Annotated in this window: 26 protein-coding genes; 19 read left to right on the plus strand and 7 right to left on the minus strand. The window is 64.8% G+C overall.

Going from position 1 to position 25,189, the window contains the following annotated elements; translation table 11 throughout:
* Positions 1–44: 44 nt before the first annotated feature.
* The 6 genes from V3W46_RS03280 to V3W46_RS03305 are packed head-to-tail and all read left to right on the plus strand — an operon-like array spanning position 45 to position 4,913.
* Positions 45–1,193, plus strand: coding sequence for an FAD-dependent oxidoreductase (locus V3W46_RS03280; protein WP_331781665.1), 1,149 nt, complete (start codon positions 45–47; stop codon positions 1,191–1,193).
* Complete coding sequence (locus V3W46_RS03285; protein ID WP_331781666.1) at positions 1,190–1,771, plus strand: amino acid synthesis family protein; 582 nt, start codon at positions 1,190–1,192, stop codon at positions 1,769–1,771. Before V3W46_RS03280 ends, V3W46_RS03285 begins: the two co-directional genes overlap by 4 nt.
* A 29-nt stretch (positions 1,772–1,800) precedes the next feature.
* Positions 1,801–2,580 carry a class II aldolase/adducin family protein gene (locus V3W46_RS03290; protein WP_331781667.1) on the plus strand — a complete coding sequence of 260 codons (780 nt, stop codon included), beginning with the start codon at positions 1,801–1,803 and terminating at the stop codon, positions 2,578–2,580.
* Positions 2,581–2,640: 60 nt separating this feature from the next.
* Positions 2,641–3,576, plus strand: coding sequence for a 3-hydroxyacyl-CoA dehydrogenase NAD-binding domain-containing protein (locus V3W46_RS03295; RefSeq protein WP_331781668.1), 936 nt, complete (start codon positions 2,641–2,643; stop codon positions 3,574–3,576).
* The gene (locus V3W46_RS03300) at positions 3,576–4,415 is read left to right on the plus strand and encodes an alpha/beta fold hydrolase (protein ID WP_331781669.1); all 840 of its coding nucleotides are present in this window, start codon (positions 3,576–3,578) and stop codon (positions 4,413–4,415) included. The genes V3W46_RS03295 and V3W46_RS03300 overlap by 1 nt, the downstream gene beginning before the upstream one ends.
* A gap of 39 nt (positions 4,416–4,454) precedes the next feature.
* On the plus strand, positions 4,455–4,913 hold the full coding sequence (locus tag V3W46_RS03305) for a YbhB/YbcL family Raf kinase inhibitor-like protein (protein WP_331781670.1): 459 nt from the start codon (positions 4,455–4,457) through the stop codon (positions 4,911–4,913).
* Here V3W46_RS03305 and V3W46_RS03310 read toward each other — a convergent pair.
* From V3W46_RS03310 to V3W46_RS03325, 4 genes are all read right to left on the minus strand, one after another.
* Positions 4,910–6,451: a GMC family oxidoreductase gene (locus V3W46_RS03310; RefSeq protein WP_331781671.1), complete on the minus strand. Its 1,542-nt coding sequence runs from the start codon at positions 6,449–6,451 to the stop codon at positions 4,910–4,912. The genes V3W46_RS03305 and V3W46_RS03310 overlap by 4 nt on opposite strands.
* Positions 6,452–7,183, minus strand: a complete 732-nt coding sequence (gene pldH, locus V3W46_RS03315; RefSeq protein WP_331781672.1) for a pyridoxal 4-dehydrogenase, SDR-type — start codon at positions 7,181–7,183, stop codon at positions 6,452–6,454.
* A 3-nt stretch (positions 7,184–7,186) separates the two neighbouring features.
* Complete coding sequence (pldA, locus tag V3W46_RS03320; protein ID WP_331781673.1) at positions 7,187–7,942, minus strand: 4-pyridoxolactonase; 756 nt, start codon at positions 7,940–7,942, stop codon at positions 7,187–7,189.
* Positions 7,943–8,058: 116 nt separating this feature from the next.
* A complete protein-coding gene (locus V3W46_RS03325) occupies positions 8,059–8,463 on the minus strand; it encodes a hypothetical protein (protein ID WP_331781674.1) in 405 nt (134 codons plus the stop codon).
* Positions 8,464–8,647: 184 nt separating this feature from the next.
* On the opposite strand from V3W46_RS03325, the gene V3W46_RS03330 reads away from it, so the two are divergent.
* Genes V3W46_RS03330 through V3W46_RS03350 form a run of 5 tightly spaced genes read left to right on the plus strand, consistent with a single transcriptional unit; the run spans position 8,648 to position 14,276 of the window.
* On the plus strand, positions 8,648–9,751 hold the full coding sequence (locus tag V3W46_RS03330; RefSeq protein WP_331781675.1) for a putative B6 ABC transporter substrate-binding protein: 1,104 nt from the start codon (positions 8,648–8,650) through the stop codon (positions 9,749–9,751).
* A 5-nt stretch (positions 9,752–9,756) separates the two neighbouring features.
* Positions 9,757–11,361: a putative B6 ABC transporter ATP-binding protein gene (locus tag V3W46_RS03335; RefSeq protein WP_331781676.1), complete on the plus strand. Its 1,605-nt coding sequence runs from the start codon at positions 9,757–9,759 to the stop codon at positions 11,359–11,361.
* Positions 11,361–12,473: a putative B6 ABC transporter permease subunit 2 gene (locus tag V3W46_RS03340; RefSeq protein WP_331781677.1), complete on the plus strand. Its 1,113-nt coding sequence runs from the start codon at positions 11,361–11,363 to the stop codon at positions 12,471–12,473. The genes V3W46_RS03335 and V3W46_RS03340 overlap by 1 nt, the downstream gene beginning before the upstream one ends.
* Positions 12,470–13,405: an ABC transporter permease gene (locus V3W46_RS03345; RefSeq protein ID WP_331781678.1), complete on the plus strand. Its 936-nt coding sequence runs from the start codon at positions 12,470–12,472 to the stop codon at positions 13,403–13,405. The genes V3W46_RS03340 and V3W46_RS03345 overlap by 4 nt, the downstream gene beginning before the upstream one ends.
* 46 nt (positions 13,406–13,451) lie before the next feature.
* Positions 13,452–14,276, plus strand: a complete 825-nt coding sequence (locus V3W46_RS03350; protein ID WP_331781679.1) for an IclR family transcriptional regulator — start codon at positions 13,452–13,454, stop codon at positions 14,274–14,276.
* A 358-nt stretch (positions 14,277–14,634) separates the two neighbouring features.
* Here V3W46_RS03350 and V3W46_RS03355 read toward each other — a convergent pair whose 3' ends face one another.
* Positions 14,635–15,396 (minus strand): FadR/GntR family transcriptional regulator, encoded by a 762-nt coding sequence (locus tag V3W46_RS03355; RefSeq protein WP_331781680.1) that lies wholly within the window; start codon positions 15,394–15,396, stop codon positions 14,635–14,637.
* 83 nt (positions 15,397–15,479) lie between these two features.
* On the opposite strand from V3W46_RS03355, the gene V3W46_RS03360 reads away from it, so the two are divergent.
* From V3W46_RS03360 to V3W46_RS03390, 8 genes are all read left to right on the plus strand, one after another.
* Positions 15,480–16,997, plus strand: a complete 1,518-nt coding sequence (locus V3W46_RS03360) for an APC family permease (RefSeq protein WP_331781681.1) — start codon at positions 15,480–15,482, stop codon at positions 16,995–16,997.
* A gap of 16 nt (positions 16,998–17,013) precedes the next feature.
* Positions 17,014–17,937 carry a dihydrodipicolinate synthase family protein gene (locus V3W46_RS03365; protein ID WP_331781682.1) on the plus strand — a complete coding sequence of 308 codons (924 nt, stop codon included), beginning with the start codon at positions 17,014–17,016 and terminating at the stop codon, positions 17,935–17,937.
* Entirely contained in the window at positions 17,934–19,226 is a 1,293-nt protein-coding gene (locus tag V3W46_RS03370; protein WP_331781683.1) for a D-arabinono-1,4-lactone oxidase, read from the plus strand. The genes V3W46_RS03365 and V3W46_RS03370 overlap by 4 nt, the downstream gene beginning before the upstream one ends.
* A gap of 35 nt (positions 19,227–19,261) precedes the next feature.
* A complete protein-coding gene (locus tag V3W46_RS03375; RefSeq protein ID WP_331781684.1) occupies positions 19,262–20,761 on the plus strand; it encodes an aldehyde dehydrogenase in 1,500 nt (499 codons plus the stop codon).
* Positions 20,758–21,864: a mandelate racemase/muconate lactonizing enzyme family protein gene (locus tag V3W46_RS03380; RefSeq protein WP_331781685.1), complete on the plus strand. Its 1,107-nt coding sequence runs from the start codon at positions 20,758–20,760 to the stop codon at positions 21,862–21,864. The genes V3W46_RS03375 and V3W46_RS03380 overlap by 4 nt, the downstream gene beginning before the upstream one ends.
* A 46-nt stretch (positions 21,865–21,910) precedes the next feature.
* The gene (locus V3W46_RS19600) at positions 21,911–22,213 is read left to right on the plus strand and encodes an ArsR/SmtB family transcription factor (protein ID WP_443069916.1); all 303 of its coding nucleotides are present in this window, start codon (positions 21,911–21,913) and stop codon (positions 22,211–22,213) included.
* 100 nt (positions 22,214–22,313) lie between these two features.
* Positions 22,314–22,580, plus strand: a complete 267-nt coding sequence (locus V3W46_RS03385; protein WP_331781686.1) for a type II toxin-antitoxin system Phd/YefM family antitoxin — start codon at positions 22,314–22,316, stop codon at positions 22,578–22,580.
* Positions 22,577–22,963: a type II toxin-antitoxin system VapC family toxin gene (locus tag V3W46_RS03390; protein WP_331781687.1), complete on the plus strand. Its 387-nt coding sequence runs from the start codon at positions 22,577–22,579 to the stop codon at positions 22,961–22,963. The genes V3W46_RS03385 and V3W46_RS03390 overlap by 4 nt, the downstream gene beginning before the upstream one ends.
* A gap of 179 nt (positions 22,964–23,142) precedes the next feature.
* Here the strand turns inward: V3W46_RS03390 and V3W46_RS03395 are convergent, their stop codons facing one another.
* Positions 23,143–24,381 carry a sensor histidine kinase gene (locus tag V3W46_RS03395; protein WP_331781688.1) on the minus strand — a complete coding sequence of 413 codons (1,239 nt, stop codon included), beginning with the start codon at positions 24,379–24,381 and terminating at the stop codon, positions 23,143–23,145.
* On the minus strand, positions 24,378–25,127 hold the full coding sequence (locus V3W46_RS03400) for a response regulator transcription factor (RefSeq protein ID WP_331781689.1): 750 nt from the start codon (positions 25,125–25,127) through the stop codon (positions 24,378–24,380). The genes V3W46_RS03395 and V3W46_RS03400 overlap by 4 nt, the downstream gene beginning before the upstream one ends.
* Between the last annotated feature and the right edge of the window lie 62 nt (positions 25,128–25,189).

The following is a 25,189-nucleotide window of genomic DNA, read 5'->3' on the forward strand; positions in this document are numbered from 1 at the left end:
CGGCAGCACCCCCACACCACCAGAACAGAACAGGAACTCCATATATGACCGACAGCCGACACGTCGCCGAGATCTCGGGCGGAGGGTTTGCAGGTCTCACGGCGGCCACTGCCCTGGCCCAGATGGGATGGAGCGTTCGGGTGCACGAACAGGCCAGCGAGCTGCGGGCCGAGGGCGCCGGGATCGTGCTGTGGAACAACAGCCTGCAGGTGCTCGACAAGATCGGCGCCAAGCCGGATCTCGAGTCGCGTTCGATGACCCCGCCGGCCTACGAGACGCGCATGAACAACGTCATCCAGTCGCAGGAGACGCTCGATGGCATCCGCTGGCGGACGATGACCCGCCCGCACCTGCACCAGACTCTGTTGACGGCGGCGCGGGAGTCGGGCGTCGAGGTCATTGCCGGTTCAGCGGTGACGGGGGCTGCACCCGATGGCACGATAACCCTCGCCAGCGGCGAGACCGCCACCGCCGACCTCGTCATCGGGGCCGATGGGGTGACCTCGGCAGTGCGGGACTCCCTCTCGATTCCGATGACTCGGCAGCGCTCGGGTGATGGGATCTCCCGGTTCCTGGTGCCTCGCCGCAAGGCCGAACTCCTGGCGTTGGAGCCCGAGACCGAGTGGGACAACGTGATCGACTTCTGGAACCTCTATCCGCGGGTGCTGCGCGTGCTCTACACTCCTGCGAACGACGAGGAGCTCTACCTCGCCCTCATGTCTCCCTCGGCTGATGCCGACGGGTCACGGGTGCCGATCGACCTCGCCCTCTGGATCTCGATCTTTCCGCAGCTCGCACCCGTGCTCGAAGACGCCGCGAAGATCCAGGGGCGCTATTACGGCTACCAGACCACCCGACTCGACCGCTGGACCGAGGGAAAGGTGGCGCTCATCGGCGACTCCGCCCACGCCATGTGCCCGGCTCTCGCTCAGGGCGCCGGCACGGCGATGCAGAATGCCTGGACCCTCGCGGTCGCCGCGACCGAGGCACTGGCCGCCGGCGTCGACCTGCCCGCCGCGCTCACCGAGTGGGAGCGACTCGAGCGGCCCTACACCGACATCGCCCAGGACCGTTCGCAGTGGTACGCCGACACCCGCGAGATGGCCAAGGGCAACCAGTTCACCGGCGAGAGCGTCGTAACCGCTCTCTACAACCCGACCGACCCACACCGACACGAGGTACATGCAGCATGAACATCGATCCCTACTACAGCGTGCGCGCCTGGCACTCCTTCGTGCAGGAGTCTGTGCACGAGCTGGGCCCGGCACCCGAGCAGCCGCTCGTGAAGGCCGCCGTCGCAGTGGTCTTCACGAACCCGTTCGCCGGCCGGTGGGTCGAAGACCTCTCACCGCTGACCGATGCGAGCGAAAGCCTCGGCAGAGAGCTGGGCGCCCGGGCAGTGGCCCTGCTCGGCGGTCGCCCCGTCGAGAGCTACGGCAAGGGCGGGCTCGTCGGCGTGAACGGCGAGCAGGAGCACATCGTCGCCTGCGTCACGACCGTCTTCGGGAACGCGCTGCGCGCCGCGGTCGGTGGGGGCGAGGCCTGGATCTCGTCGGCGACGAAGGTCGCGGCCACAGGGGCGTCGATCGATGTGCCTCTGGCGTATAAAGATGAGGTGTACGTGCGCTCGCACTACGACGCGATCACACTGACACTGCCGGATGCGCCACGACCCGACGAGATCGTCGTCATCGCGGCCGTGGCCACCGGTGGCCGGCTCAACGCCCGGGTCGGCGGCTTGACGGTCGCCGACGTCGTCGCCGGCAAGTGATCGAATCGAACGGATAACGAGGAGCCGAAGTGACCTACACGCACACGCAGTACTACGAAGACCAGTCCATCGCGAGCATCCTCGCCGACGCAGCCCGGGCCCATCGCATTCTCGAACTCGAGGGCCACGGCGACATGTCGATGGGGCACGTCTCGTTCCGAGACCCCTTCGGTCGCGGTCTCTGGCTCAAGCGAGGCAACCTGGCGCTCAGCGAGGTCGAAGGCGACGACTTCATTCTGATCGGTTTCGACGGCACGATGCTCGAGGGAACGGGGCTGCGCCACCTGGAGTGGCCGCTGCACGCCGAGATCATGAAGGCGCGCCCCGACGTCAACTTCGTCGGGCATTCGCACCCGCACTTCTCAACCGTGCTCGGCGCGTCTGACGAGACGTTGAAGCCATACAACAACCACGGCGTGTGGTTCGCCTACGAGGGCGTTCCGCGGTTCTCCGAGACGAGCCACATCATCACGACGGTTCCGCTCGGCGTCGCTGCAGCGAAGACCCTGGGCAACGCGCAGGCGCTGCTGCTCGCCAACCACGGGGTGGCCTTCGTCGGTAGCACGGTGGCCGAAATGACCCTGACCGGCATCTTTCTCGAGAAGGCGGCCCGCTTCCAGGTCGACCTGAAGGCATCCGGCTTCACCCCCCTTGAGCCCGATGCGGAGGAGACCAAGGAGAAGTTCGACCGCATCTACCCGCCGAAGGCCCAGCACAATTTCTGGACCTACTTCAACCGCCGTCTCGAGCGCGTCGAGGCCGCCTTCGGCGTCGGCATCTCACCGATCGGGCTTCCCCCGGCCATCTGACCACTCCCCTCCCCCGTTTTCACCGACCTCCCCCCACCCCTTCGTGAAAGAGAGCAACAGATGAGCAGTCTTCCCTCCATCGCCACCGTCATCGGATCTGGCACCATGGGCCCCGGCATCGCGGCCGTTCTGGCGCGGGCAGGCGCCACGGTGCGTCTGTGCGACATATCCGAAGACGCGATTGCCCGCGCCGAGGCCGCCTATGGCGTCGTGCAGGGTGTGCTCGAGGCCGTGGATTCACCCTCAGCACCCGGCGGGTCTGTCAGCTTCGGCACCGACCTCGATGAGGCCCTGACGAACACCGAGCTGATCATCGAGGCCGTGCCCGAGATTCTCGAGCTCAAGCAGAAGGTGTTCGCCGATCTCGAGGCGCGCATCGGGGATGACGTCATCATCGCCACCAACACCTCCGGCATCCCGATCAGCGCCATGGCGACGTCGATGACCGTGCCCGCGCGCCTCATCGGCATGCACTGGTCGAACCCGCCGCACCTCATCCCGATGATCGAGATCATTCCCGGCGCCGCCACCGATCCTGCCCTGGTGGGTCAGCTCACCGAGATCGTCAAGGCCTTCAACTACGTGCCCGTGCTCGAGAAGGAGATTCCCGGCTTTGTGGAGAACCGGGTGCTCTACGCGATCCTCCGCGAATGCATGGCACTTCTCGAAGAGGGAATCGTCACGCCCGAGGGTCTGGATGCCTGCGTGAAGTGGGGCATCGGCTACAAGCTCTCTGTGATCGGCCCGACGAGACTGCTCGATATGGCGGGGCTCGACATCTACCAGGCCGTCTCGGGCTACCTGAACAAAGACCTCGACGTCAGCACCGACACCCCGCAGTTCATCAAAGACAAGATCGCAGCGGGCAAACTCGGCTTCAAGTCGAACGGCGGCATGTACGAATACGGCGAGGGCGATGTCGACGCCAAGCGCAAAGAGATCATCACCGGTCTCATCGCCGCCCGCAAGACGCTGGCCACCATTCCCAACGTCTGATGGCGAGCGCCCCAGCGGTAGAGAGCATCGGCGATGGTCTCCACCGCACCCGGAACGCCCCGGTCGACATCGCGTTCCGGGTGCGGGGCGCCGGTCCGGCCGTGGTGCTGCTGCACGGCACCACGGCCAACCATGCCGTCTGGGAGCCGGTGGGCGACGCGCTCGAAGGGCGGGCCACCGTGATCGCTCTCGACCAGCGCGGCCATGGGCGCAGCGACAAACCGGCCGAGGGCTACTCGGGTGACGACTTCGTCACCGACGTCATCACGGTGCTCGACGCCCTCGGGGTTCAGCAGGCCATGGTGGCCGGCCACTCTCTCGGCGGGCGAAACGCTTGGCTCGCTGCGGCGCAGCATCCGGATCGGGTCATGGGAGCAGTCGTCGTCGACTACACCCCCTACGTCGAGATGCCCGTGCTCGACCAGCTCGAGGAGCGGGTCGCCCTGGGCTTTCGGCCGTTCGCCTCAACCGACGACATCGAGGCCTATCTTCGAGACCGCTACCCGGCCATCCTGCCCGGTGCGATAGAGCGTCGCGCCCGGTGGGGCTACCGTCTGCTCGACGACGGCCATTGGGTACCGAGGGCGTCAGCGCCGGCGATGGCGAAGCTGATCGACGGCTTTCGCACCCCCTACGACCGCGAGTTCCGCGAGGTCGCCGCGCCGATGACCCACCTCCGCGGCAGCGAGAGCGCCCTCGTCAGCCCTGCCGCCTGGCAGAGTGCCATCGCCGATCGGCCCGCAGACCACTGGGTCGAGGTCGCCGGAGCCGACCACTATATTCCCGAGGAGCAACCCGAGCTCGTCGCCGACGAGATCGCCCGCGCTCTCATCACCTGACCGACGCTCTCATCACCTGACCGAAAGGAACACCCCCACATGGCCCTCTTCATCGACAAGCTCGCCGTCGCGAGCCCCGACTTCGCCACGCTCGACCGCATTCCGGTCGCCTTCAGCGCCGACGGCGGCAACGCCACCCCGACCATCGAGATCTCGGGCGCTCCGGAGGGCACGGTGGAGTTCGCCCTCATCGTGAACGACCCCGATGCTCCACTCCCGCAAGGGTTCACGCACTGGGTGGTCTACGGCATCCCGGCCGACACGACCACGCTCGACCTGGCCGCACCCGGGGTGCGGGTCGCCGCGAACGGCGCCGGTCTCACCTCGTACTTCGGCCCCCAGCCCCCGGTCGGGCACGGCGAGCACCACTACTACTTCTTCGTCTACGCACTGAAGACGGCTGTCGAGGGCGAGCCCACGCGCGAGGAGTTCCTCGACCGCTACGCCGACTCGATCATCGAGCAGGCCCGCACGGTGGGGCTCTTCCGGCGCGACTAAGCCGGGTACGACGCGGCGAACGTCTCGGCGATCGCAAGAACGGCGGCATGCACCGGCCCCGCCGTGATGGAGGGGATCACCGAGGCGTCGACGACGCGCACCCCCTCCACTCCTCGCAGTCGCAGATCTGGGGTCACGGGCGCCTCCTCGGAACACCCCATGCTCAGGGTGCCGACCGGGTGGTGGTGCGTGATCGCGGCGCGGGCAATGAACGCATCCGCCTCCGAAGCGGTCGAGAGCGGCCCAACGGGCAACACTTCGGCGCGTCGCCAGTGCGCAAGACCCTTCGACCCCCCCACCAGCCGGGCGTGTTCGAGCGCCAGCCGAAATGTGTTGCGATCGTGCTCGGTGCTGAGGTAGTTGGGATCGATCACCGGTTCGTTCTCGATGTCAGGCCCCGAGATGCGAAGCGAGCCGCGGCTCGTCGGATTGGTGACGCCGAACAGCAGCGTGTAACCCTCCCCAGGGTGCACATCGGCCGCACCGGGCGCCAGCGACTCCGAAGCGCTCGGGCCGACGACGCAGCCCACGACCATGTCGACGACTCCGGATGTCTCGGCGAGCCCGTTCCGCGACAGGTAGGTCATCGACTCCGAGAGTTGCAGTCTCGTCGGCGGAACCGGTCTGCGCGACGAGTACAGGTTGCCGGCGCCGAGCAGATGGTCGTGCAGGTTGGTGCCGATCTGCGGCGACTCGACAACGGTCTCGACACCAGCCGCGCGCAACACCTCCGGGTCGCCGATACCCGACCGCATGAGCAGCAGCGGGTCGCCGACCGATCCGCCGCAGAGTACGATCTCGTCGGCCTCGAGTACTTCGCTCTGGCCGTTCCGAGTCACGGCGACACCGGTGACCCGGCCGTGGTCGAGTATCAAGCGGTGCACGGTCACCCCGGTGAGAAGCGTCAGGTTGGGCCGGTCGAGCACAGGGTCGAGATAGACGTCTGAGACGGTCACCCGTTCGCCGCCCCGAATGGTCAGCGAGTTGGGGGTCGCCCCGATCATCTCGCCGTGATTGTGGTCGGGGATGCGGGCGACACCGAGCGCCTCCCAGGCGGCGAGGTAGTCGAGCACCAGTGGGCTCGAGATCTCGGGGCCGGGAAGCAGCACGGGGAGCGGACCGCTGTCGCCGTGCACCGCGTCTCGCCCACCCGAGAAGCTCTCTGAACGGATGAAGGCCGGTAGCAGGGAGTCCCACGACCAGCGGTCGTCGCCGGTCAGCTGTACCCAGCGCTCGAAGTCGGCTCGGCAACCGCGCATGTGCGCCATCGCGTGCACCAGGCTCGACCCACCGGGGCCTCGGCCGCGCGCCCAGTCGAGTGAGCGCCCCGCCAGACCAGCCTGCGGTGTGGTGCGGTAGGCCCAGTCGTACGACCGGCCGTGGATGAACGGCCACAGTTCGGGCCGGCGCATCTCGGGGTCAATCACCCGGGTGCCCGCCTCGATTACTGTCACGCGGCGGCTGGGATCGGCGCTCAGCCGGTTGGCGACAACGCTGCCCGCAGAGCCCGCCCCGATGATGAGAACGTCGGCGGCCATTCAGTTGCGCGTGTGGCCGGCATCGACCACGAGGGTCTGGCCGGTGATCCAGGCCGCTTTCTCGGAGGCCAGGAAGGCGACGGCCGGCGCTACGTCACGGGGAAGACCACGGCGATTGATGGCCTGCATCGGAACCACGAACTCGAACCCGGCCTCATGCGGCCCCGACAGCACGCCCTCGCTCGCGATGATGCCGGGAGCGACTGCGTTGATGGTGATGCCCAGGGGGCCGAGTTCTCCGGCGAGGCCACGAACCAGCCCGATCGACGCCCCCTTGGTGGCGACATAGTGGGCGCAGTCCGGCGTGCCGGCCACGAAGGTGTTGGAGGCGATGTTGACGATGCGACCGTAGCCGGCCTTGCCCATGACCGCGGTGACGGCGTGGGTCGTCAGATAGATGCCGTCGAGGTTGACCGACATGACCTTCCGCCACTCTTCGAACGAGATGTCGGCCCAGGGCGTGAGAGGCACGAGCGCGGCATTGTTGACGAGCACGTCGATGCGCCCGAACTCGGCCACGATCTCGTCGACGACGGTCTGCACCCTCTCGGGGTCGCTCACATCGAGCAGCTTCGCTACGCCGGAGTTACGGGCGGCGACCGCCTCGGCACCCTCGAGGTTCACATCGGCGACGACCACCAGCATCCCGTCGGCGGCCAGCTCGTCGGCGATCGCCGCCCCGATTCCCTGCGCAGCGCCGGTGACCAGGGCGACGCGTTGTGTCTCAGCCATGTTTCATCCTCCGTAGTAGTCGGGCGCGAGCTTCCACTCCTGGAACGACGCGAGTTCGTGCGAGGGGTAGATGTCAGCGTCTTTCGTGCGCGCGAGATAGTTGAGGCGGCGGATCGCCTCGACCGACTTCGTGGGGTCGAGGTGAAAGCCCGCGATCCACTCCTTCTCGAGCGTCGTACGGGTGTACGCGGCATCGCCGCAGAACAGCATGCTGCGGTCGTTCTCAAGCTCGACCAGCAGCGAGTAGTGGCCGATGGTGTGGCCGGGGGTTTCGAACAGCCAGACTCCCGGAACGATCTCGTAGTCGCCGGAAATAGGACGGTACGTCACGTTGGCATGGTCGAACGACAGGTCAGAGTAGCCGAGTCTCTCGAACGGCTCGGGCACCTTGGCGTGGCGGAGCTCCTCTTTGTGCACCAGGGTCGCCGCCTTCGTGAGGTGCTTGTTACCGCCGACATGATCGAAGTGAAAGTGAGAGTTGACCACGATGTCGACGTCGTCGGGGCTGAAGCCGCAGGCGGCGAGCTGCGCCGGGATGGTCTGCTCGGGGGTCTGCAGCGGCAGCTCGAACGGCAGCACGGCGTTGACGTGGTCGAGATCGAAACCGGTGTCGTAGAGGATCAGGGCGTCAGGATGCTCGACCAGCACGCTGTACACGGGAAAACGCACGGGGTTGCCCGCGTTGATGTGCCAGTGCACGTCGGACTCATCGATCACCAGCGTTCCACCGTCGAGCAGGTAGACCTTCGGGTCTGTCATGGGTTCCCGCTTTCGAAAATTATCATCAGACGTTAATGATTGATCACGCTATGAGAATCGTGACAAGCCTGTCAAGGATGGGCACGGGAGTTTACGAGCCGGTAACACGGGGCCGCTCATCCGGCCGCGACGGCGGGAGCGTCTTCGAACCGGGGCGTTCCCGTGTAGTAGGCCCAGCGGTAGCAGTGGTCGAGCATCGGCTGGGCGTCGAAGTCGCCGACGCAGGTCGCGTCCTGGTAGCGGTCACCGGTCGAATCGACGTAGTGCGTTCGGCACAGAACGCGCCAGGTGGTGGCGCTGACCGTCTCGTCGACGACGAGGTGGTCAGACGGCAGCCAGCACTCCGTGCCGGTGATCTCCGCCGGGTCGACGTTCGACGTCGGACCGGCCACCTGACCCAGCGTCTTCAGCGCGGCGGCATCCTCAGACGACAGCGGGCTCGACGGTTCGGGCGAGCCGGAACAGGCCGTGAGCGCCAGTGCGAGCGCGACGACGAGTGCCATGGGGGTGCGGCGTTTCATGGAACAACCTCCTCGCTCGTCATCGTCGGCGGAGCGTGTTTCGGGCGTGTAACAACTGAATTTCATGCTTGGCATCTGTTGTTAATTCTCATATCGTAGCGTCACCCCTGCACAATGTAAGAGAACTTTCGCTTCACAGCACCTGAACCCGGGGGCCCATCACCTTGAGAGGAAGATCCCGGCAATGACAAGTCTCATCAGCGGCAGCCGCCGCAGCACCGCCCGGCGCCTGACGGTCATCACCGTCTCCGGCGCACTGGCCCTCAGCCTCGCCGCCTGTTCATCGGGGCGCGGTTCCAGCGACTCAAGCAGCTCTGGAGCATCGTCGGCCGCGACCACGGTCACCCAGTTCGCGCTGGTCGCCCCCGAGAACGAGTCGGACTACGGCTACAACCAGGCCGGCATCGACGCGGCGAACGGCGCGGCCAAAGAGCTCGGCATCGCTGTCACCGTCGTGCCCGACGCGGGCTACGACAACATCGAGACGGTACTCACCCAGGTGGCCGACGGAGGAGCGCAGTTCATCGTCGCCCACGCCTCCGGGTACAACGTCGGTGCCGCCAGCACCGCGGCAGCCAAGAAGGTGCCCATCCTGATTCAAGACGCCGGCGCCGACGAGAACGTGCCCGGCCAGATCGCGGCAGCCAAGCCCGAAGGCCAGGAGGGCGGCTACCTCGCCGGTATCGCCGCGGCGATGTCGACGACCACAAAGAAGGTCGGAATCGTGGTCTCGGCCGACAACGCCAACTGGTTCGCCATGTCGTCGGGATTCGCCGAGGGCGTCTTCAGCGTCGACCCGAACATCCAGGTGCTCTACACCTCCGTCGGCCCGGCGGCGTACGCCGACGCAGCCGGCGGCAAGACCGCCACCGAACAGGTCATCGCCTCTGGAGCGGATGTCGTGTTCGGAATGGGCGATGGTGCAACGCACGGTTACCTGCAGGCGATCGACGCGGCGGCGGGCGTGAAGTACATCGCTGACATCGGCGACGTCACCCCCGGCCTCAGTGACCCGAGCAAGCTGCTCACCTCGGTGCGCTGGAACTACGAGCCCGCGTATGTGGCCGCGATCAAGGATGTCGACGCCGGCACCTTCGGAACGAAGACCTACCCGGTCGACGTCGAGAATGGCGGCATGTACCTGCAGAAGACCGATGCGATGACCGCCGACATCACGGCAGCCGTCGACAAGGCCTCGAAGGGCATCATCGACGGATCGATCAAGCCGACGATTGCAACCTCGGCGGCCGAGGTCGCTGCGGTGATCGCCGCCAAGAAGGGCGCCTGAGCACGATGAACACCGCCGGTGCACTGGCCTCGGGTGACGTCATCTCCCTGAGAGGCATAACCAAGGCGTTCCCCGGCGTCATCGCCAACGACGACGTCTCCCTCGACATTGTCGGAGGGCAGGTGCACTGCCTGCTGGGTGAGAACGGGGCGGGCAAGTCGACGCTCATCAGCATCCTCGCCGGAATGCAGCAACCCGATTCGGGAACGGTCGCCATCGGCGGCGAGATCATCGACATCTCGTCGCCGAAGGTGGCCGTCGACCACGGCATCGGCGTGGTGCACCAGCACTCCACCCTCGTGCCCGCCTTCACCGTGCTCGAGAACTTGATGCTCGGCGAGACTGGTGTGCTGCTCGACAAGAAGCGTGCGGCTGAGCGGCTCGCCGAACTCGCCGACCTGCTCGGGGCACAGATCGACCCGCACGTGCTGGCCTCTGACCTCGGTCTGGGGCAGCAGCAGCAGGTCGAGATTGCCAAGGCGATGTGGAAGGGCAGCCGGCTGCTGATTCTCGACGAACCCACGTCGATGCTCACCCCGCAGGCCATCGAGCATCTCGGTGAGAGCATCGCCCGGGTCAAGGCCCAGGGCCTGGCCGTCGTGCTGATCACCCACAAGCTGCGCGAGGCGTACGCGATGGGTGACTGCGTGACCATCCTCCGCGGCGGCCGCAACGTCGGCACCATCGGGGTCGACGAACTCGCCTCGTACACCGAAGACCAGGCTCGTGACGCGATTCTGGCCGCGATGTTCGGCGACGACCTCGCTGCGGCCGGCGACAGCGCCTCCGAACTCGCGGGCGCGGCCGAAGCCACCCTCGAGGCGCGTTCCATCGACGCCGAGAGGCGCCCCGTGCGCCTCGAACTGAGGGGGGTGACCAGCCGCGCCGGCGGTCGCGACGTGGAGGCCGAAGACGTGACGCTCACGGTGCGTGAAGGCGAAATCCTCGGTGTCGCCGGCATCGACGGCCACGGCCAGGCAGCTCTCGCCGAGGTCGTCGCCGGGCAGCGCTCGGCGTCATCCGGAGTCGTGATCTTCGACGGCGTCGACATCACCCGCTCGGGTGTGCACAGCCGTCAGCAACTCGGCGTGCGGTATGTGACAGATGACCGGCTCTACGAGGGCACGGTGGGCTCGATGTCGGTTGCACTCAACCTCGTGATCAAACGCATCGGGCAGCGGCCCTTCTGGCGCTCGGGTCGCATTCAGCCGAAGGCCGTCGACACCGAGGCCAGACGCTTGATCGACGAGTACGGTATCCGTACCCCTTCACCGAGCACTCGTGCCGGAACCCTCTCCGGGGGCAACATCCAGAAGATCCTCCTGGCCCGCGAACTCACCAACGGCGCGCGGCTCGTCGTGGTCAACAAGCCCACGTACGGGCTGGATCTGAAGACCGTGCATCTGGTGCGGGAGATTCTCATCGACTTCGCGGCGAAGGGCGGGGCGGTGCTGTTGCTCTCCACCGACCTCGACGAGCTCATCGAGCTCTCCCATCGCATCGACGTGATCTCGAGGGGTCGCCTCGTGGGTTCCGTCGTGAATGACGGAGTCGGAACGGCAGAGAAAGTGGGCCAGTACATGACCGGCGCGATCGAAGGCACTGACTGATGAAACCAACCGGCTCGGCTCCTCGACTGGCTCAGGGTCTGGTGCGATCTGTCGTACCCGTGCTTCTGGCCCTGCTCGTCTCGGGCCTGATCATGCTCGCCATCGGCGCCCACCCGCTCGACTTCTTCGCCGGGGTGTGGAAGTACGGCATCACCGGCAGCAACTGGCAGCGCAGCCTCTCTCTCATGTCGCCGCTGCTGATCGTGGCCATCGGGCTCATCGTGGCCTTTCGTGGCCAGCTCTGGAACCTCGGCTACAACGGTCAGTACCTGCTCGGTGCCGTCGTCGCGTCGGGGCTCGGGCCGATGCTGTTCGCGGTGATGCCCACCGCTCTCGCCACGATCATCGTCTTCATCGTGGCCATCCTGACCGGCGCCGTGTGGTCGCTCATTCCGGCGCTGCTCAAGGCCCGGTACGGCACCAACGAGATCATCACCTCGCTCGTGATGTCGTTCATCGCCGTGGGGGTGGTGAACCTGCTCATCAAGGGGGTGTTCAAAGACCCCGGCACCTCGACGCCGCAGACCACGGTCATCGCCGACACCGATCTTCTGCCCTACATTCCCGGCACCGAGATCCACATCGGCTTCGTGCTGGCGATCGTGCTGGCCGTCGTGGCGCAATACGTTCTGAGCCGCACTTCCTTCGGGCTGCGGGTGGACATCTTCGGCGCGAGCCCCAAGGCGGCCCGCCACATGGGGCTGAACTCGACCTGGATGGTCATTCTGCTGTTCGCTCTCTCGAGCGGCCTGATCGCGTTCGCGGGATCGATCGACATTCTCGGCCAGTTCAGTTACCAGCGAGCCGACTGGGACCCACGGTACGGCGACGCGGTCATGCCTCTCGTGTTCCTCGCGAGGTTCCGGCCGGTAGCCGCCATTCCGTTCGTCGCGTTCTACGCCGTGCTCGCGACCGGTGGAACGCTGGCCAGCCAGCAGGCGGGGCTGAACGTGGACTTCCTGCTGGTGATCGTCGGGCTCATCCTGCTCTTCATGACCGTCACCGAGTACATCGGAGAGCGCCACCGGCTCGGCCAGAGCTACCTCCCTCCGGGCCTCAGGCGCAGCCTGCCGATTCCCGTCCGTAACGAATCCGAGAGGATGCCGGTATGAGCGACATGCTCTCAGCAGCCTTCGTCACCGTCTTCATCGCCACGGTCATCGCGCAGGCGATGCCGCTTATGCTGGCCGCTGTCGGGGAGACCATCGGCGAACAGGCGGGGGTGCTCAACCTCGGCATCGAGGGCGTGATGCTCGTCGGCGCCTACACCGGGTTCGTCGTCACACTCACCACGGGCAGTTTCTGGATCGGGATGCTCGGCGGCGCGATCGGCGGTGTGGCCGCGAACCTGGCCATGCTCATCCTGAACGTGTGGCTCGGCCTGAACCAGATCGTCATCGGGCTCGCCATCACGCTGATCGGCGAGGGCATCACGAGCGTGCTGTACCTGCAGAACTACACCAAGTCGCCGGCGAGTCTGGGTCAGCAGCCGCAGCTCGCGCTACCGGGGCTCTCCGACATTCCCGTGATCGGCCAGGCTCTGTTCCAGCAGTCGGGAATCTTCTGGGTCTGCATCCTGCTGACCCTCGGCTTGGCCTTCGCCCTGGCGCGCACGAACTGGGGCCTGTCCACCCGTTCGGCCGGGCAGAAACCGTCGTCTCTCGACGCGGCCGGAGGCAGTGTGATGCGCACCCGGTCGATGGCGGTGCTGCTGAGCGGCGCCCTCGCCGGCCTGGGCGGCGCCTACCTCTCGCTGCTGACGACGGCGACGTTCAGCCCGTTTCTCACCAACGGACTCGGGTTCATCGCGATCGTCATCACCATGCTGTCGCGCGGGCGCATCCTGGTCGTCATGATCACGTCGCTCGTCTACGGTCTCGCCGTAGCGGTCGGTCCGGCGCTTCAGGTGGTCGGCTTCACCGTGCCCGCCGACATCATCAAGATGCTGCCGTTCATCATCGTCATCGTGATGCTGATCGTCTTCGCGAGAAGCTCCGTCGTGCCGCCCGCCCTGGGCGCACCGTACACACGCGGAGCACGGTGACGGCCCGCCTGAAGCAACGCGCGGCTAAGATCGCTTGGAGCCGACTATGAATGCCAACGACAACAACGCCGAGCTAGCCCCATCCCCCGCCGAAAATGGTGGGCAGGCAACCCCCGAGCCCCAGCGCACGAAAGGTGTCGACAGTGCCCGTCGCGCACTCCAGATTCTGCTCGAGTTCAGTGAGCAGATGCCGGAACTGACGGTCGACAACATTCTCGAGAAGCACGACATCTCGGTGCCGAGCGCCTACCGCTATATCTCGCTCCTACGCGAACTCGACCTCATCGAGGAGCGCGACAAGGGCCGCTTCGTGCTGTCGCCCCAGGTTCTGCGGCTCTCCCGCGCGGCGGAGGCGACTATGGACTTCCGCACGCTGGTGCAGCCCATCCTGGACACCATGGCCGAAGAGACCGGCGAGACCGCACTGTATCTCCGACGGGTCAACGACTCGGCGGTCTGCCTGGCCATCGCCAAGTCTGATCATCCGATCTCCATCTCGTTCCAGCCCGGCAACCGCATGCCCCTGCACGGCGGTGCCGGCGCGAAGCTGCTCCTGAGCGAACTGACCCCTTCGAAGCTAGCCCAGTACTTCAACCGTCTCGTGCCGGCGCTGTCGGCACCTGCCCAGAAGAAACTCGAAACCGATCTCGAGACGCTCCGCACGACGGGCTACGCCGAGAGTGCCGGCGAGGTCGACCATGGCGTCTGGGCCAGCGCGGCGAGCGTGCACACCAACGGCACACTCGTGGGCGCACTCACGATCGTCGCCCCCGACTACCGCCTCTCAGACGAGCGTAAGACCGAGATCGCCCGTTCGGTGCGCGCGGGCGCCGAAGAATTTCGCTCCGCCCTCGACGGTCGCCGCCGCTAGACCGTGATGCCGCAATTGTGCAGCGGCTGCTGCACTATTACCACCCCGGCGTCTGCACTGGCGCGTCTCGGAAATCCCGAATCGAAGGTGCGAGACACGCAAGACTACGAGATGAGTTTCCTAGACACGCAGATTCTGAAGCATCTGGAGCTTCACGTCCCCCGCAGCCGCGGAGAGCGGTGTCTCAATAACCTTTAGATTTGCGAGGCACGGTGTCAAGAGACGTCCGGCGCACCTCGGGATTTGCTCAGACGAGCGGATCCACGTCGTCAGACGGGAAAAGTGAGGTCGCCAGCACGTTCGGGCTACTGCGGTTTGTTGGTGTCGATGATCCCCCCGCGATAAGGAGCTCCGGCGGCTATTCGCGGGGACTCTCAGCGCGGAGTTCCAGTGCAGAGTTCACTTCGACGTGTCGGAGCATGGCTGCGTGGGCTTCCGTTGGGTCCCGCGCGGCGATTGCCTCGACGATGTCGCTCAGTTGTCGCGCCTCGTCGTTGCGGTCCACCGTAGTTGCCCCCAGTGCCAGTGAGGCTTCACGAACAACCCTGTTGATGCCTAGAGAGATCCCTGCTCTGATCTCATTGCCGGATGCGGCCGCGACCTGCTGGTGAAGTTGTAGGTCGAGCTCAACCAAGCCCGACCAGGCGCCTGCGATCTGGTCCGAGTAGGACTCCACAAGGTGCCGAAGGGCTGCGATTTCATCGTCGGTCACGCGTTGGGCCGCCCAGCGCGCGTTTTCCGCTTCGAATCCCGGCCTAAATTCAACGAGTTCTCCAACGCCGGCTCGACGAAACCTGATCAATGATTCAAGGGCGGACGCCACGCCCAGGGCGTCTGGGTCACGAACGAAGACTCCACCTTTCGCTCCCCGCTTGATGGTGACCCTGTCCATGCCTTCAAGCAGCCGGAGTGCTTCGCGGACGGTTCCCCTACTGGCACCGAAGACGCGAATCAATTCCCGTTCGGCTGGCAGGCGTTCGCCGCTTCGGTATGTTCCGTGATCGATCGCACTCTGTATCTGCGCAACGATGTCATCAAACGACCGGCGCGCGGGCCGAAAAGCCTCACCAGATGGTTCCGATGGTTCTTCCACGCGAGGGTTATCTTCGGTACCGGTCACAAACGACACTCTATTCTCCATGGCGACCTCGGACGTAAGACTTGACGAAATCATCCCAATAGTGAATGCTCAGACCATTACAAATGACGATGGGAATTGCAATGACGCTTCAAGACCCGCCCCACCGCTCCACAACTGAAAGTCGTTCCACGCACGGAGACGCTGCGCTCGATGCCGGGACGAAAACCGACTCGGAGTACCTGGGCCAACTCGGATACAAGCAGGAACTCAAACGCGCGCTCGGTCTAGTGTCGTCGTTCGGAATCCAGTTCAGCGCCATTGCTGTGGCGTCCGCGCTCTTCACGACCATCGGCGTGGGGTTCGGCTACTTCGGGCCAGCCTCATTCTGGTCTTTCGTCATCGGTGGCGCGTTCCAGGTCTTCTTCGTGGGAATCGCCATTGCCGAGTTGGTCTCGGCATATCCGCTGTCGGGCGGCGTGTACCAGATCGTCTCGCGCCTGACGAAGAAGCCGTGGCTCGGCTGGCAGACCGGGTGGTGGATCGTCATAGCCCACATCGTGTCCATTCCGGCGATCGCCGTTGCGATTGCGCCAGCGGTTGCCGGATGGTTCGGGGTCGAGTTCGCTGACCCCGGTGAAGCTCTGCCCTGGGTTCTCGGCATCATCGTTGCCGGCACCATCGTGAACATCGTCCATGTTCGCATCGCAACCGCTGTCAACAATGTCGGCGTGATCTGTGAGCTCGTCGCCACTGTCATCGTTGTGGTCGCTCTTATCGCGGTGCCTCACCCGACCCAACCGGCGTCCATCCTCTTCGATACGGCAGGGACGACCGACGGCGGCTTCATCCTGCCGCTGTTGCTCGCGTTTGTACTGCCGGCCTTCATCATCTCCGCGTTCGACGCAACCGGCAACGCAGGTGAGGAGACGAAGAACGCATCACGCACCGCTCCGCTGGGTCAGTTGCTGGCCAACGGCGCAGGTTGGCTCTTCGGGTCCATCTTCTTGTTCCTGCTGATGATCTCGATTCCGGACGTACGGGCAGTGATGGCGGACAGCTTCCCAGGGAAGCTGATCCTGGAGAGCGCGATAGGGCCGGTCCTGAGCAATATCTTCGAAGTACTCGCGATCATCGCGCTCTTCGCCTGCAACTGCATCATCCAGCTCACCGGAGTACGGGTGCTGTGGTCGCAGGCACGCGACGGTCAGCTCCCCGGATCAACGTGGCTGAAGAAGGTCAACCGGTGGGGTGTTCCGGTAAACGCAACCCTCGTCTGCTTCGCAATCGCGATCATCTTCGCCGTGTGGTCATCCGCGCTCTCCGTACTGACGGCGATGGTGGCTCTGTCCTGGGCGCTGGCCTACACGGTTGCGGTCTTCGTCGGATTCTGGGCCCTGATGCGCAAGCGGGTACCAGCTCGACCATTCACCACCGGGAGGTGGTGGCCGCTGGTGTTCGGCGTAGCCGCACTGTGGTCGGTTGTGCTCTGCACAGCCATCGTTCTCACTGACCCTTTCGCGGTGGGTGGCGGCATGGTCCTCGTCATCGCGGTGGGAATCGCCATCTACCTTCTTATCCCTAAATCCCGCCGGGGCAAGATTCAAGGAATCACCACCCCGACCAGCACCGTCAACAAGTAAAGCCGAGGAAACAACCATGATCTATACACCGATGTCCGGAATCTACACGGCCCTTGTCACACCCTTCCACGACGACGAACGGTTGGATGCCAACGGTTTCGGCCATCTCGTCGACGACCAGATCAACGCCGGCATCGCCGGACTGGTCGTCAACGGATCCACCGGGGAGTTCCCATCGCTGACGAACGAGGAACGGCGTACAAGCGTCGAGGCGGTCACCCAGGCCAGCGGTGGCCGCGCCGAGGTCGTCGTCGGCGTCGGAGCCATGACCACGAGGGAAGCCCAGGGCTACGCCGAGCACGCTCTCGCGGTGGGTGCCAAATGTGGCCTCTTGGTCATGCCCTATTACGAGCCGCTCTCGACCCAGGAACTTGCACGTTTCGTCGAAGATATCGCCAGCGTCGGGCTGCCACTGATGATCTACAACAACCCAGGCGGCACCGGGATGTCTCTCACGCCTGAGTTCATCAACGAACTGAGTTTCATCGAAAACGTCGTGTCCATCAAAGACACCACGCCCGAAGTTTCCCGCCTGTTCGCCATCGACCTTCTCACCGAGGGTCGGCTGGATGTTCTCAGCGGGCACGACAGCAGCACGATCTACGCGTTCCTCTCCGGCAGGGACGCCGCGGTGTGGGGTGCCCCCAACGCGCACCCTGCTGCATGTGTCGCTCTGTGGAGACTCGCCCGCGAAGGACAGGCCGCAGAGGCGCTCCGGCTGTGGAAAGACCTCTACCCCCTGCAGGCGTTCCTCGAGAGCCACAACTACATGGCGTCGACGAAGGCAGGCGCGAACGCGCGAGGAGTGTCAGTCGGTCAGCCGAGAAAGCCGATCCTGCCGCTTCCCGAAAGCGAGCGGTCGGAACTGGCCGCCGTGATCGAACGTCTCGATGAAGTCATCGAGACGTTCGACATCGCTCCCCGAGAGGACATCGCATGAGACGAGTTTCGACCGACGATTACGTGCGGACCACTGTCGGTCCCGAAAGGTGGCAGAACTGGGCGCAGAATCAGACATTCCAGGCCGAGACGGCGTTGGCCGACTCAGAAACAGGCATCCAGCAGATCGTCCGCGAAATAGCAGAGGCCGGCGGCGGAGTTCGTGTAGCCGGATCGGGACACTCCTTCACTCCCATCGTGGAACCGAGCACCACCCTCCTCCGGCTCACCGGTCCGCGCGGAGTCATCTCTGCAGATCGCGGCAGCAAGGTTGCGGAGATGTGGGCGCATACTCCTCTGCGGGAGATCGGGCCCGAGCTGTGGAATCACGGCCTCTCACTGCGGAACCAAGGCGACACGGACGCGCAGACGATAGCTGGGGCGACCGCAACGGGTACCAAGGGTTCCGGGCGAAGCTTGAGCAGCCTGTCGTCAGAAGTACGGTCCGTCACTCTCATCGATGGATGCGGCGAATTGCGCCGTATCGAGGCAGACGACGCTCAGCCCGAGGAGCTCCTCGCAGCGCAGGTCAGCCTTGGCCTGCTGGGCATCGTGTCCCGGGTGGGCCTGAAGACCGATACCGCCTACGGACTGGAAGAGCACAACTCGATCGATCCGTTGAGCACCGTCCTCGAAACGCTCGAGGCCGACTCCCGAGACGTTCGCCACTACTCCTTCTGCTGGTGCCCATCCGACGAGACGGCTGCGCGTTTTGCGCTGCCACCAACCCCCGCGGACTCCTGCTGGGTCAAGAGGCTCACCACCACCGCCGCCGATCATCCAGCTCTGACTTCCGGCACTGGGGTGAGCGGAGAACCGGGTCGCCGAATCGGCCGCTCCTACCTGATCTATCCCGACTGGGCAGACCAGGATCCCGAACACGTGGAACTCGAATACATGATTCCTGCCGATCGCTGGACAGAAGCGTTCAGCGCGCTGCGCTCACTCATGCTCCGGGACTTCCCCGAGGAGATCTCCATGGTGCAGGTGCGCTGGCAAGCCGCAGACTCCGCCTACCTCTCGGCGCAGCACGACACGAACACCGTTTCGTTGGCGCTGGTGAGTGACCGGGAGGGGAACTACGACACCTTCCTCCACGCCGTGCACGACACTCTCATGCCCTACGGGCCGCGTCCACACTGGGGAAAGATGCACTACTTCAGCCCAGCCGAGATCGCTGAGGCTTTCCCAGCCCTCGGCGAGTTCCGGGCAGTCCGAGAGAAGTTCGATCCATCCGGCGTGTTCTCAAACCCGTCGCTCACCACTTTGCTCGACCTCCAGTCGGCGTAATCTCACCCGAGGGCGGCACCTGGTGCGAGCCCGCAATGAAGGAAACCGTGACAACACAATCCATCGAGGAAACCCTCCTTGCCAGTCCCGCGCTGGCCATCATCGGGGGCAGCTCCGTGCCCGGTCTCCGTGAGCAAGTTTCGACGACCCTGAATCCTGCCAACGGTCAGCTCATCGCCGAAGTGGCCGAACTCGACGCCACCGACGTCGACCGCGCCGTGCAGGACGCACGGACATCATTCGAATCCGGTGCTTGGAGCGCCAAGAGCCCCGGCGAACGCAAAACCACGTTGCTCGCTTTCGCTGATCTCATCGAAGCGAACGCACCGGAGATCGCGTTGCTGGACACCATCGACGCGGGCAAGCCGATCATCGACACCACCGAGACCGACCTCCCCGATGTCATCCACACCATCCGGTGGTATGCAGAGCTGGCCGACAAAGACTTCGGCAAGGTCTCACCCGCTGGACTGAGTTCATTGGGACTGACCGTTCGCGAACCCGTCGGGGTCGTCGGAGCGGTGCTTCCCTGGAACTTTCCGGCGAGCATGCTGGCGTGGAAGATCGGGCCAGCACTCGCGGCCGGCAACTCCGTCATCGTGAAACCACCGGAACTTGCACCCCTCAGTACCATCCGTATCGCCCAGCTCGCTCTGGAGGCAGGCATCCCGGAAGGTGTGCTGAACGTGGTGCCCGGCCGCGGCGAAATCGCCGGTCGAGCACTCGGGTTGCATCCCGAAGTGGACATGATCACCTTCACCGGGTCCTCCGAAGTCGGGCGGGCATTCCTGGGCTACTCTGCTGCATCGAACCTGAAGAAGATCGTTCTGGAGATGGGTGGGAAGAGCCCTCAGGTCGTCCTGCCCGACGTCGATGACCTCGATGCTGTCGCCACGCAGTTGGCAACAGCGGGCTTCTGGAACGGTGGACAGAACTGCACCTGCGGCTCCCGGATCATCGTTCACGAATCCATGAGAGACGATCTCGTCGAAGCCCTCATCCGAGCGAGCCGTGACTGGACCGTCGGCAACCCCCGCGACGCCGCCACACGCGTCGGCCCCATGATCGAGGAAGCAGCCTTGACGCGGATCCTCGCTCACATCGACGGAGCTCGCCAGGACGGCGCGACAGTCGCGCTGGGAGGGGGTCGAATGCTGCAGGAGACAGGCGGCTGGTATGTGGAACCGACAATACTCACCGACGTGCGGGCCGACATGGACGTCGCGCGCGAGGAGATCTTCGGTCCCGTTGTCTCTGTGCTCACCTACCGCACCGAGGCTGAAGCGATCGCCATGGCCAATGACACCGTGTACGGACTCCACGCCAGCGTGTACACCAACAATCTCGACGCGGCGTTCCGCGTCTCACGCGCGGTGCGGGCTGGCACTGTGTCAGTGAACGGCTTCAGCGAAGGGGACATCACGACACCGTTCGGAGGCTATCGGCAGTCGGGCTTCGGTGGGCGTGACAAGGGTGCGGAAGCGCTGGACCAGTACACCGAACTGAAAGCAATCTGGATGGAGCTCAAGGCATGAAGATCACAGCTGTCGACGTATTCGAGTATCAGCTGCAGTACGCACACGGGGCATACGTGATGTCCCACGGTCGCTCGCAGACACACGAGCCCTCCCTTGTCGTGCGTCTGACCGGAGAAGACGGAACGGTCGGTTGGGGCGAGACCTGCCCCCACGGGTCCACCTACCTCCCCGCGTTCTTCGAGGGTGAGAGAGAAGCGCTGAAACTCCTCGGTCCTGCAATCATCGGCTTGGACGCAACCGAACCCGCCATCGTTCACGCGGCGATGAGTGGGACCCTTCTCGGTGGCATGGCCGCCAAGAGCGCCATCGATGTTGCCTGCTGGGACCTGTTCGGGAAGACGACGGGACTGTCGATGACAACATTGCTCGGCGGCCGTGTGCGCGAAGAATTCCGAATCTTCGTTCCTGTCGCACTCGACACCCCGGCCCGAATGCGAGACTACGTCAGCGCAGAGAGAGCGAAGGGCACGATCGACTTCCAGCTCAAGGTCGGAAATGATCCCTACGAGGACGCCGCGCGAGTTGCAGCGGTGATGGACGTCGTAGACGACACATGCACAGTCATCGCCGACGCGAACGGTGGCTGGAATGTGCAGCAAGCCTTGCAGGCGGCGCATGAACTCCGAGACTTCCGCCTCTATTTGGAACAACCCTGCCTCAGCCTCAGCGATTGCGCCGAGGTCAGAAGGCGTTCGGATCTCCCTCTGATCGTGGACGAATGCGTGACCACAGTCGATGATCTCATCCGTGCGAAAACCGAAGCGCACGCCGGCGGCGTCAACATCAAACCCGGTCGGGTGGGCGGGCCCAGCGCAGCAATCAAACTGCGCGACACTGCCGCCGCGCTCGGAATGATGGTCACGATCGACGAGACGTGGGGCGGAGCGCTCGTCACCGCCACCCTCAGCCACCTGGCAGCGAGCACACCCGCGAACGCACTTCTCACAACCAGCTTCTTCTCCGAATGGACGACGCCGGACATCGCCACGCCGCCGAAGAAAGACGCGCGAGGACTCGGCCAATCTCCCACCGGTCCTGGCCTGGGCGTCGACGTCGATGCGGCACTCCTCAGGCAGCCGGTCTTCAGTACTCGCCGCTAGGGGATCAGGCGTACGACAAGACTCCGAATACGGAGAGGAGAGGCCAATGGATGGACTTACTCTGCGCGCCATCACCGCGTTCGGCGCCAGCCCAACTCGGGTCGAAATAGTGCGTTTTGCGACAGGCCATGTTGAGTTCTCAATCCACGACATATGCGTCGAGACCGGGCTCTCGCGGCCAAGCGTGCGAATGCACCTCGGGGCTCTTGAAGCGCTCGGACTTGTCACATCTCGCCGAGATGTGCAGCCTAGAGGCGCGGGAGCCATTCGGTACTGGAGCGTACGTCCGAGCGAAATAGCCGACGTTCTCGATGATCTCTGCCTGTACGTTTCATCAAGCCGTGGGTGAAATGAGACCCCTACTGTGAACCGATAACGGTCTCCATGTGCGATCGCGCTCAAACGTATGAAGCCCGATCAGCTGTGCTACGGGGTGCTACTGTGAGTTCATGGACACGATCACTCACCGTGAGATGCGGAATCAAAGTGGCGAGATCCTGCGCAGAGTCGAAGCGGGGGAGTCCGTGCAGGTCAGTAACAACGGCCGGCTGGCTGCTCTCATCATCCCAATCGGCGGTAATCCCCTCGACGGCCTCATCGCGCGCGGAGAGGCGCGGGCTGCTCGATCGAACACCGATACGCTCGTCAAGGTGCAGCGCGTCGCATCGACGCTCTCTACGAAGCAGATTGTTGATGACAGTCGGGGCCTCTGGTGACCGTGGCGTATCTCGACACGTCAGCAGCGATGAAACTACTCGTGGAAGAAAAGGAGTCGGCGGCGCTGCTGACGGCGCTGACTACGTCGTCGCGTCGACTGGCTGCATCGTGGTTGCTGCACACCGAGCTCCACTGTGCGGCAGGACGGAATCCGGCGATAATCGAGGCGGCGTCCATCTCTATCGTGCTAGACGCGGTCACTCTCGTCGACGTGACGCGTGGAGACTTGCTCGCTGCAGGAACGCACGCCCCCCTGCGCTCGAACGATGCGATCCATCTCGCCACTGCCCTTCGGCTGGGAGCAGACGAAATCGTCACCTACGACGACGAACTGGCTCGCGCTGCTGATGCCGCTGGACTCCGCGTCGTCGCCCCAGCCTGAACGACCCGACTCGCTTCGTCGAGTCTGCGGCCCCGGAGTGTAATCGAGGCTTGAGGCTCGCGCGCCTAACGTTTCCGATGTGTGCATCGTCGAGGCTTGCGACTTGCGCGAGTCTCGCCCGTTAGAGAGTGGGGGAAGTGGTGCGGCTCATCGATGGGTACGTCGCTGACTCGGAGTAATCAGTACCGGGAAAGACGTGGATCTTCAATGGGAAAGGTTGCTCGCACGATGGTTCCGGCACCCTGATGTGTGTCGAGGTTCACGGTGCCGCCGAGACCGTGGATGCGCAGTCGGTGTGAGGCGAGACCCACGTGGCCTCGCCGTTCCGCCTCGCCTGAGGCGGACGCATTTACGTCGAAGCCGTCGCCGTCGTCGGTTACGGACAGCACGACCTGCTCGCCCCGCTGGGTGAGGGTGATGTCGATGCGGGTCGCGTGGGCGTGGCGCTGCGCGTTGGTGACGAACTCGCGGCAGGCGCCGAACAGCGCGGTCTCCCTTTCGGAGTCGATCGGGGGCAGGGGCTCGACCGCCGCGAATACCGGTACGGCATCGCGTGACGCGGCGGTGCGTGCCAGCTCTGTCACTGCTGCGGCGAGCCCGAGTTCCGAGAGGACCTGTGGGTGGATGCTCTGAACGGTGCCGCGCAGATGGGCCGTTGTTTCCTCAAGGATTTGGGCTGCGGTGTCGACGCGGTCGGGTTCGGGTGACGTGTCGCGGATCTGCTCGAGCAACCGCCGCACGGCGATCACGTCTTGCAGCGGGCCGTCGTGCAGATCGTTCGCCAGCCTGGTGTTTGCGCGGTGATCGGCGGCGAGCACCTGAGCGATCAGTCTCGTCTGAACGTTGCGCGTCTCGGTGTCGGCGCGGGCGCGGTGTGCCAACACGAGGGACAGAGCGGTGGTGGTCAGCGCCATCCAGGTCAGGAGAAGAAAGTGCATCCACACGATGCCCGGCTCGTCGGGGCCGCCGCGGACGGCGAGGTTCTCGAGCCACACGGCAGCGTACCCGCCCGCCACGATGCCCCCGACGGCGGCTGTGAGGGCGGGTCGGGAGTAGAACACCGAGAAGACGGGGTAGAGGTAGAACACTGGGGTGATGTACGAAGTCGCGCCCGACGAACTCACCGCCATGGCGATGAAGAGCACCAGATCGACGATGATGCTTGCCGCTCCCGCACATGAGGGCACGGGCCGCCGCACCGACCACCAGACGGTGAACAGCCCCCAGGCTCCGAAGACCGCTACCAAGACCGCGAATGCCGTGGCACCCTCATCGGCGGTATCGGCCAGGAAGACATACAGTACGACCAGGGGCGGGAGCAGCGCCAGGCGAAGGAGCGCTGTGACGCGATGAACTGAGCTCAGAATGCGGCCGCCGAGCGAATGGGATCGCCCGGCCGTGATGGGGCCCGTCGTCAACTGAAGAGATCCTGTCGCATCGCCTCGGCGATGGCGGCACCGCGGCTGCCGACGCCGAGTTTCTCGTAGAGCCTGCGGAGGTAGGTCTTCACGGTCGAGGTGGAGAGGTGCATCGACCGGGCGATGTCGGGTGTGGACCGGCCGGACGCCGCCGCTGCGAGGATTTCACGCTCTCGCGGGCTGAGGGTGACCGCCGCCCGGGTCAGGCTTCGTCGTTGCCGGATTTCGTCGAGCACGTCGCTCACGAACTCGGGCGGGAGCACATCGGCGCCCGTTGCAACGCTGTGGATAGCGGCGATCAGCGTGTCGCGGTCGACGTCTTTGGAGAGGAACCCTGCCGCGCCATTCTCGAGGCAACGGAATACGATGGCCGGTTCGGTGTACGCCGACAGCACAAGCACCCGGGAAGACAGCTGCTCCTGCTGTACTGCGAGTGCGAAGGCTGCCCCATCCAATCCCGGCATGCGGTAGTCGGAGAGGACCACCCGAGGTGTGAGTGCTCGAACGGTATCGAGCAGTTGGGCACCGTCGTCGGCCTCGGCCACCACGTCGATCAGGTCTGACGCCGTGAGCATCTGCACGAGCCCGGCGCGCACGACCGGGTGGTCATCTCCGACCGCGACAGTGACTTTCATGAGTACCCCCGACCCGGGTCCGATTTGGCCCTCACGACCATCATCGTGTCTCGCCAGTTGTCGACCAAACCAGCGTCTCAGAACTGATAGGGGGACGACAGCGGGTGTCATCCGGATGGATGACGGCCGACCGCCGGGCAGACAGGGAGCGTGCCGGCATCTAGTGTCGAGCC

Origin of the sequence: Subtercola sp. YIM 133946, from assembly GCF_036553535.1 — a bacterium.
Classification (GTDB): Bacteria; Actinomycetota; Actinomycetes; order Actinomycetales; family Microbacteriaceae; genus Subtercola.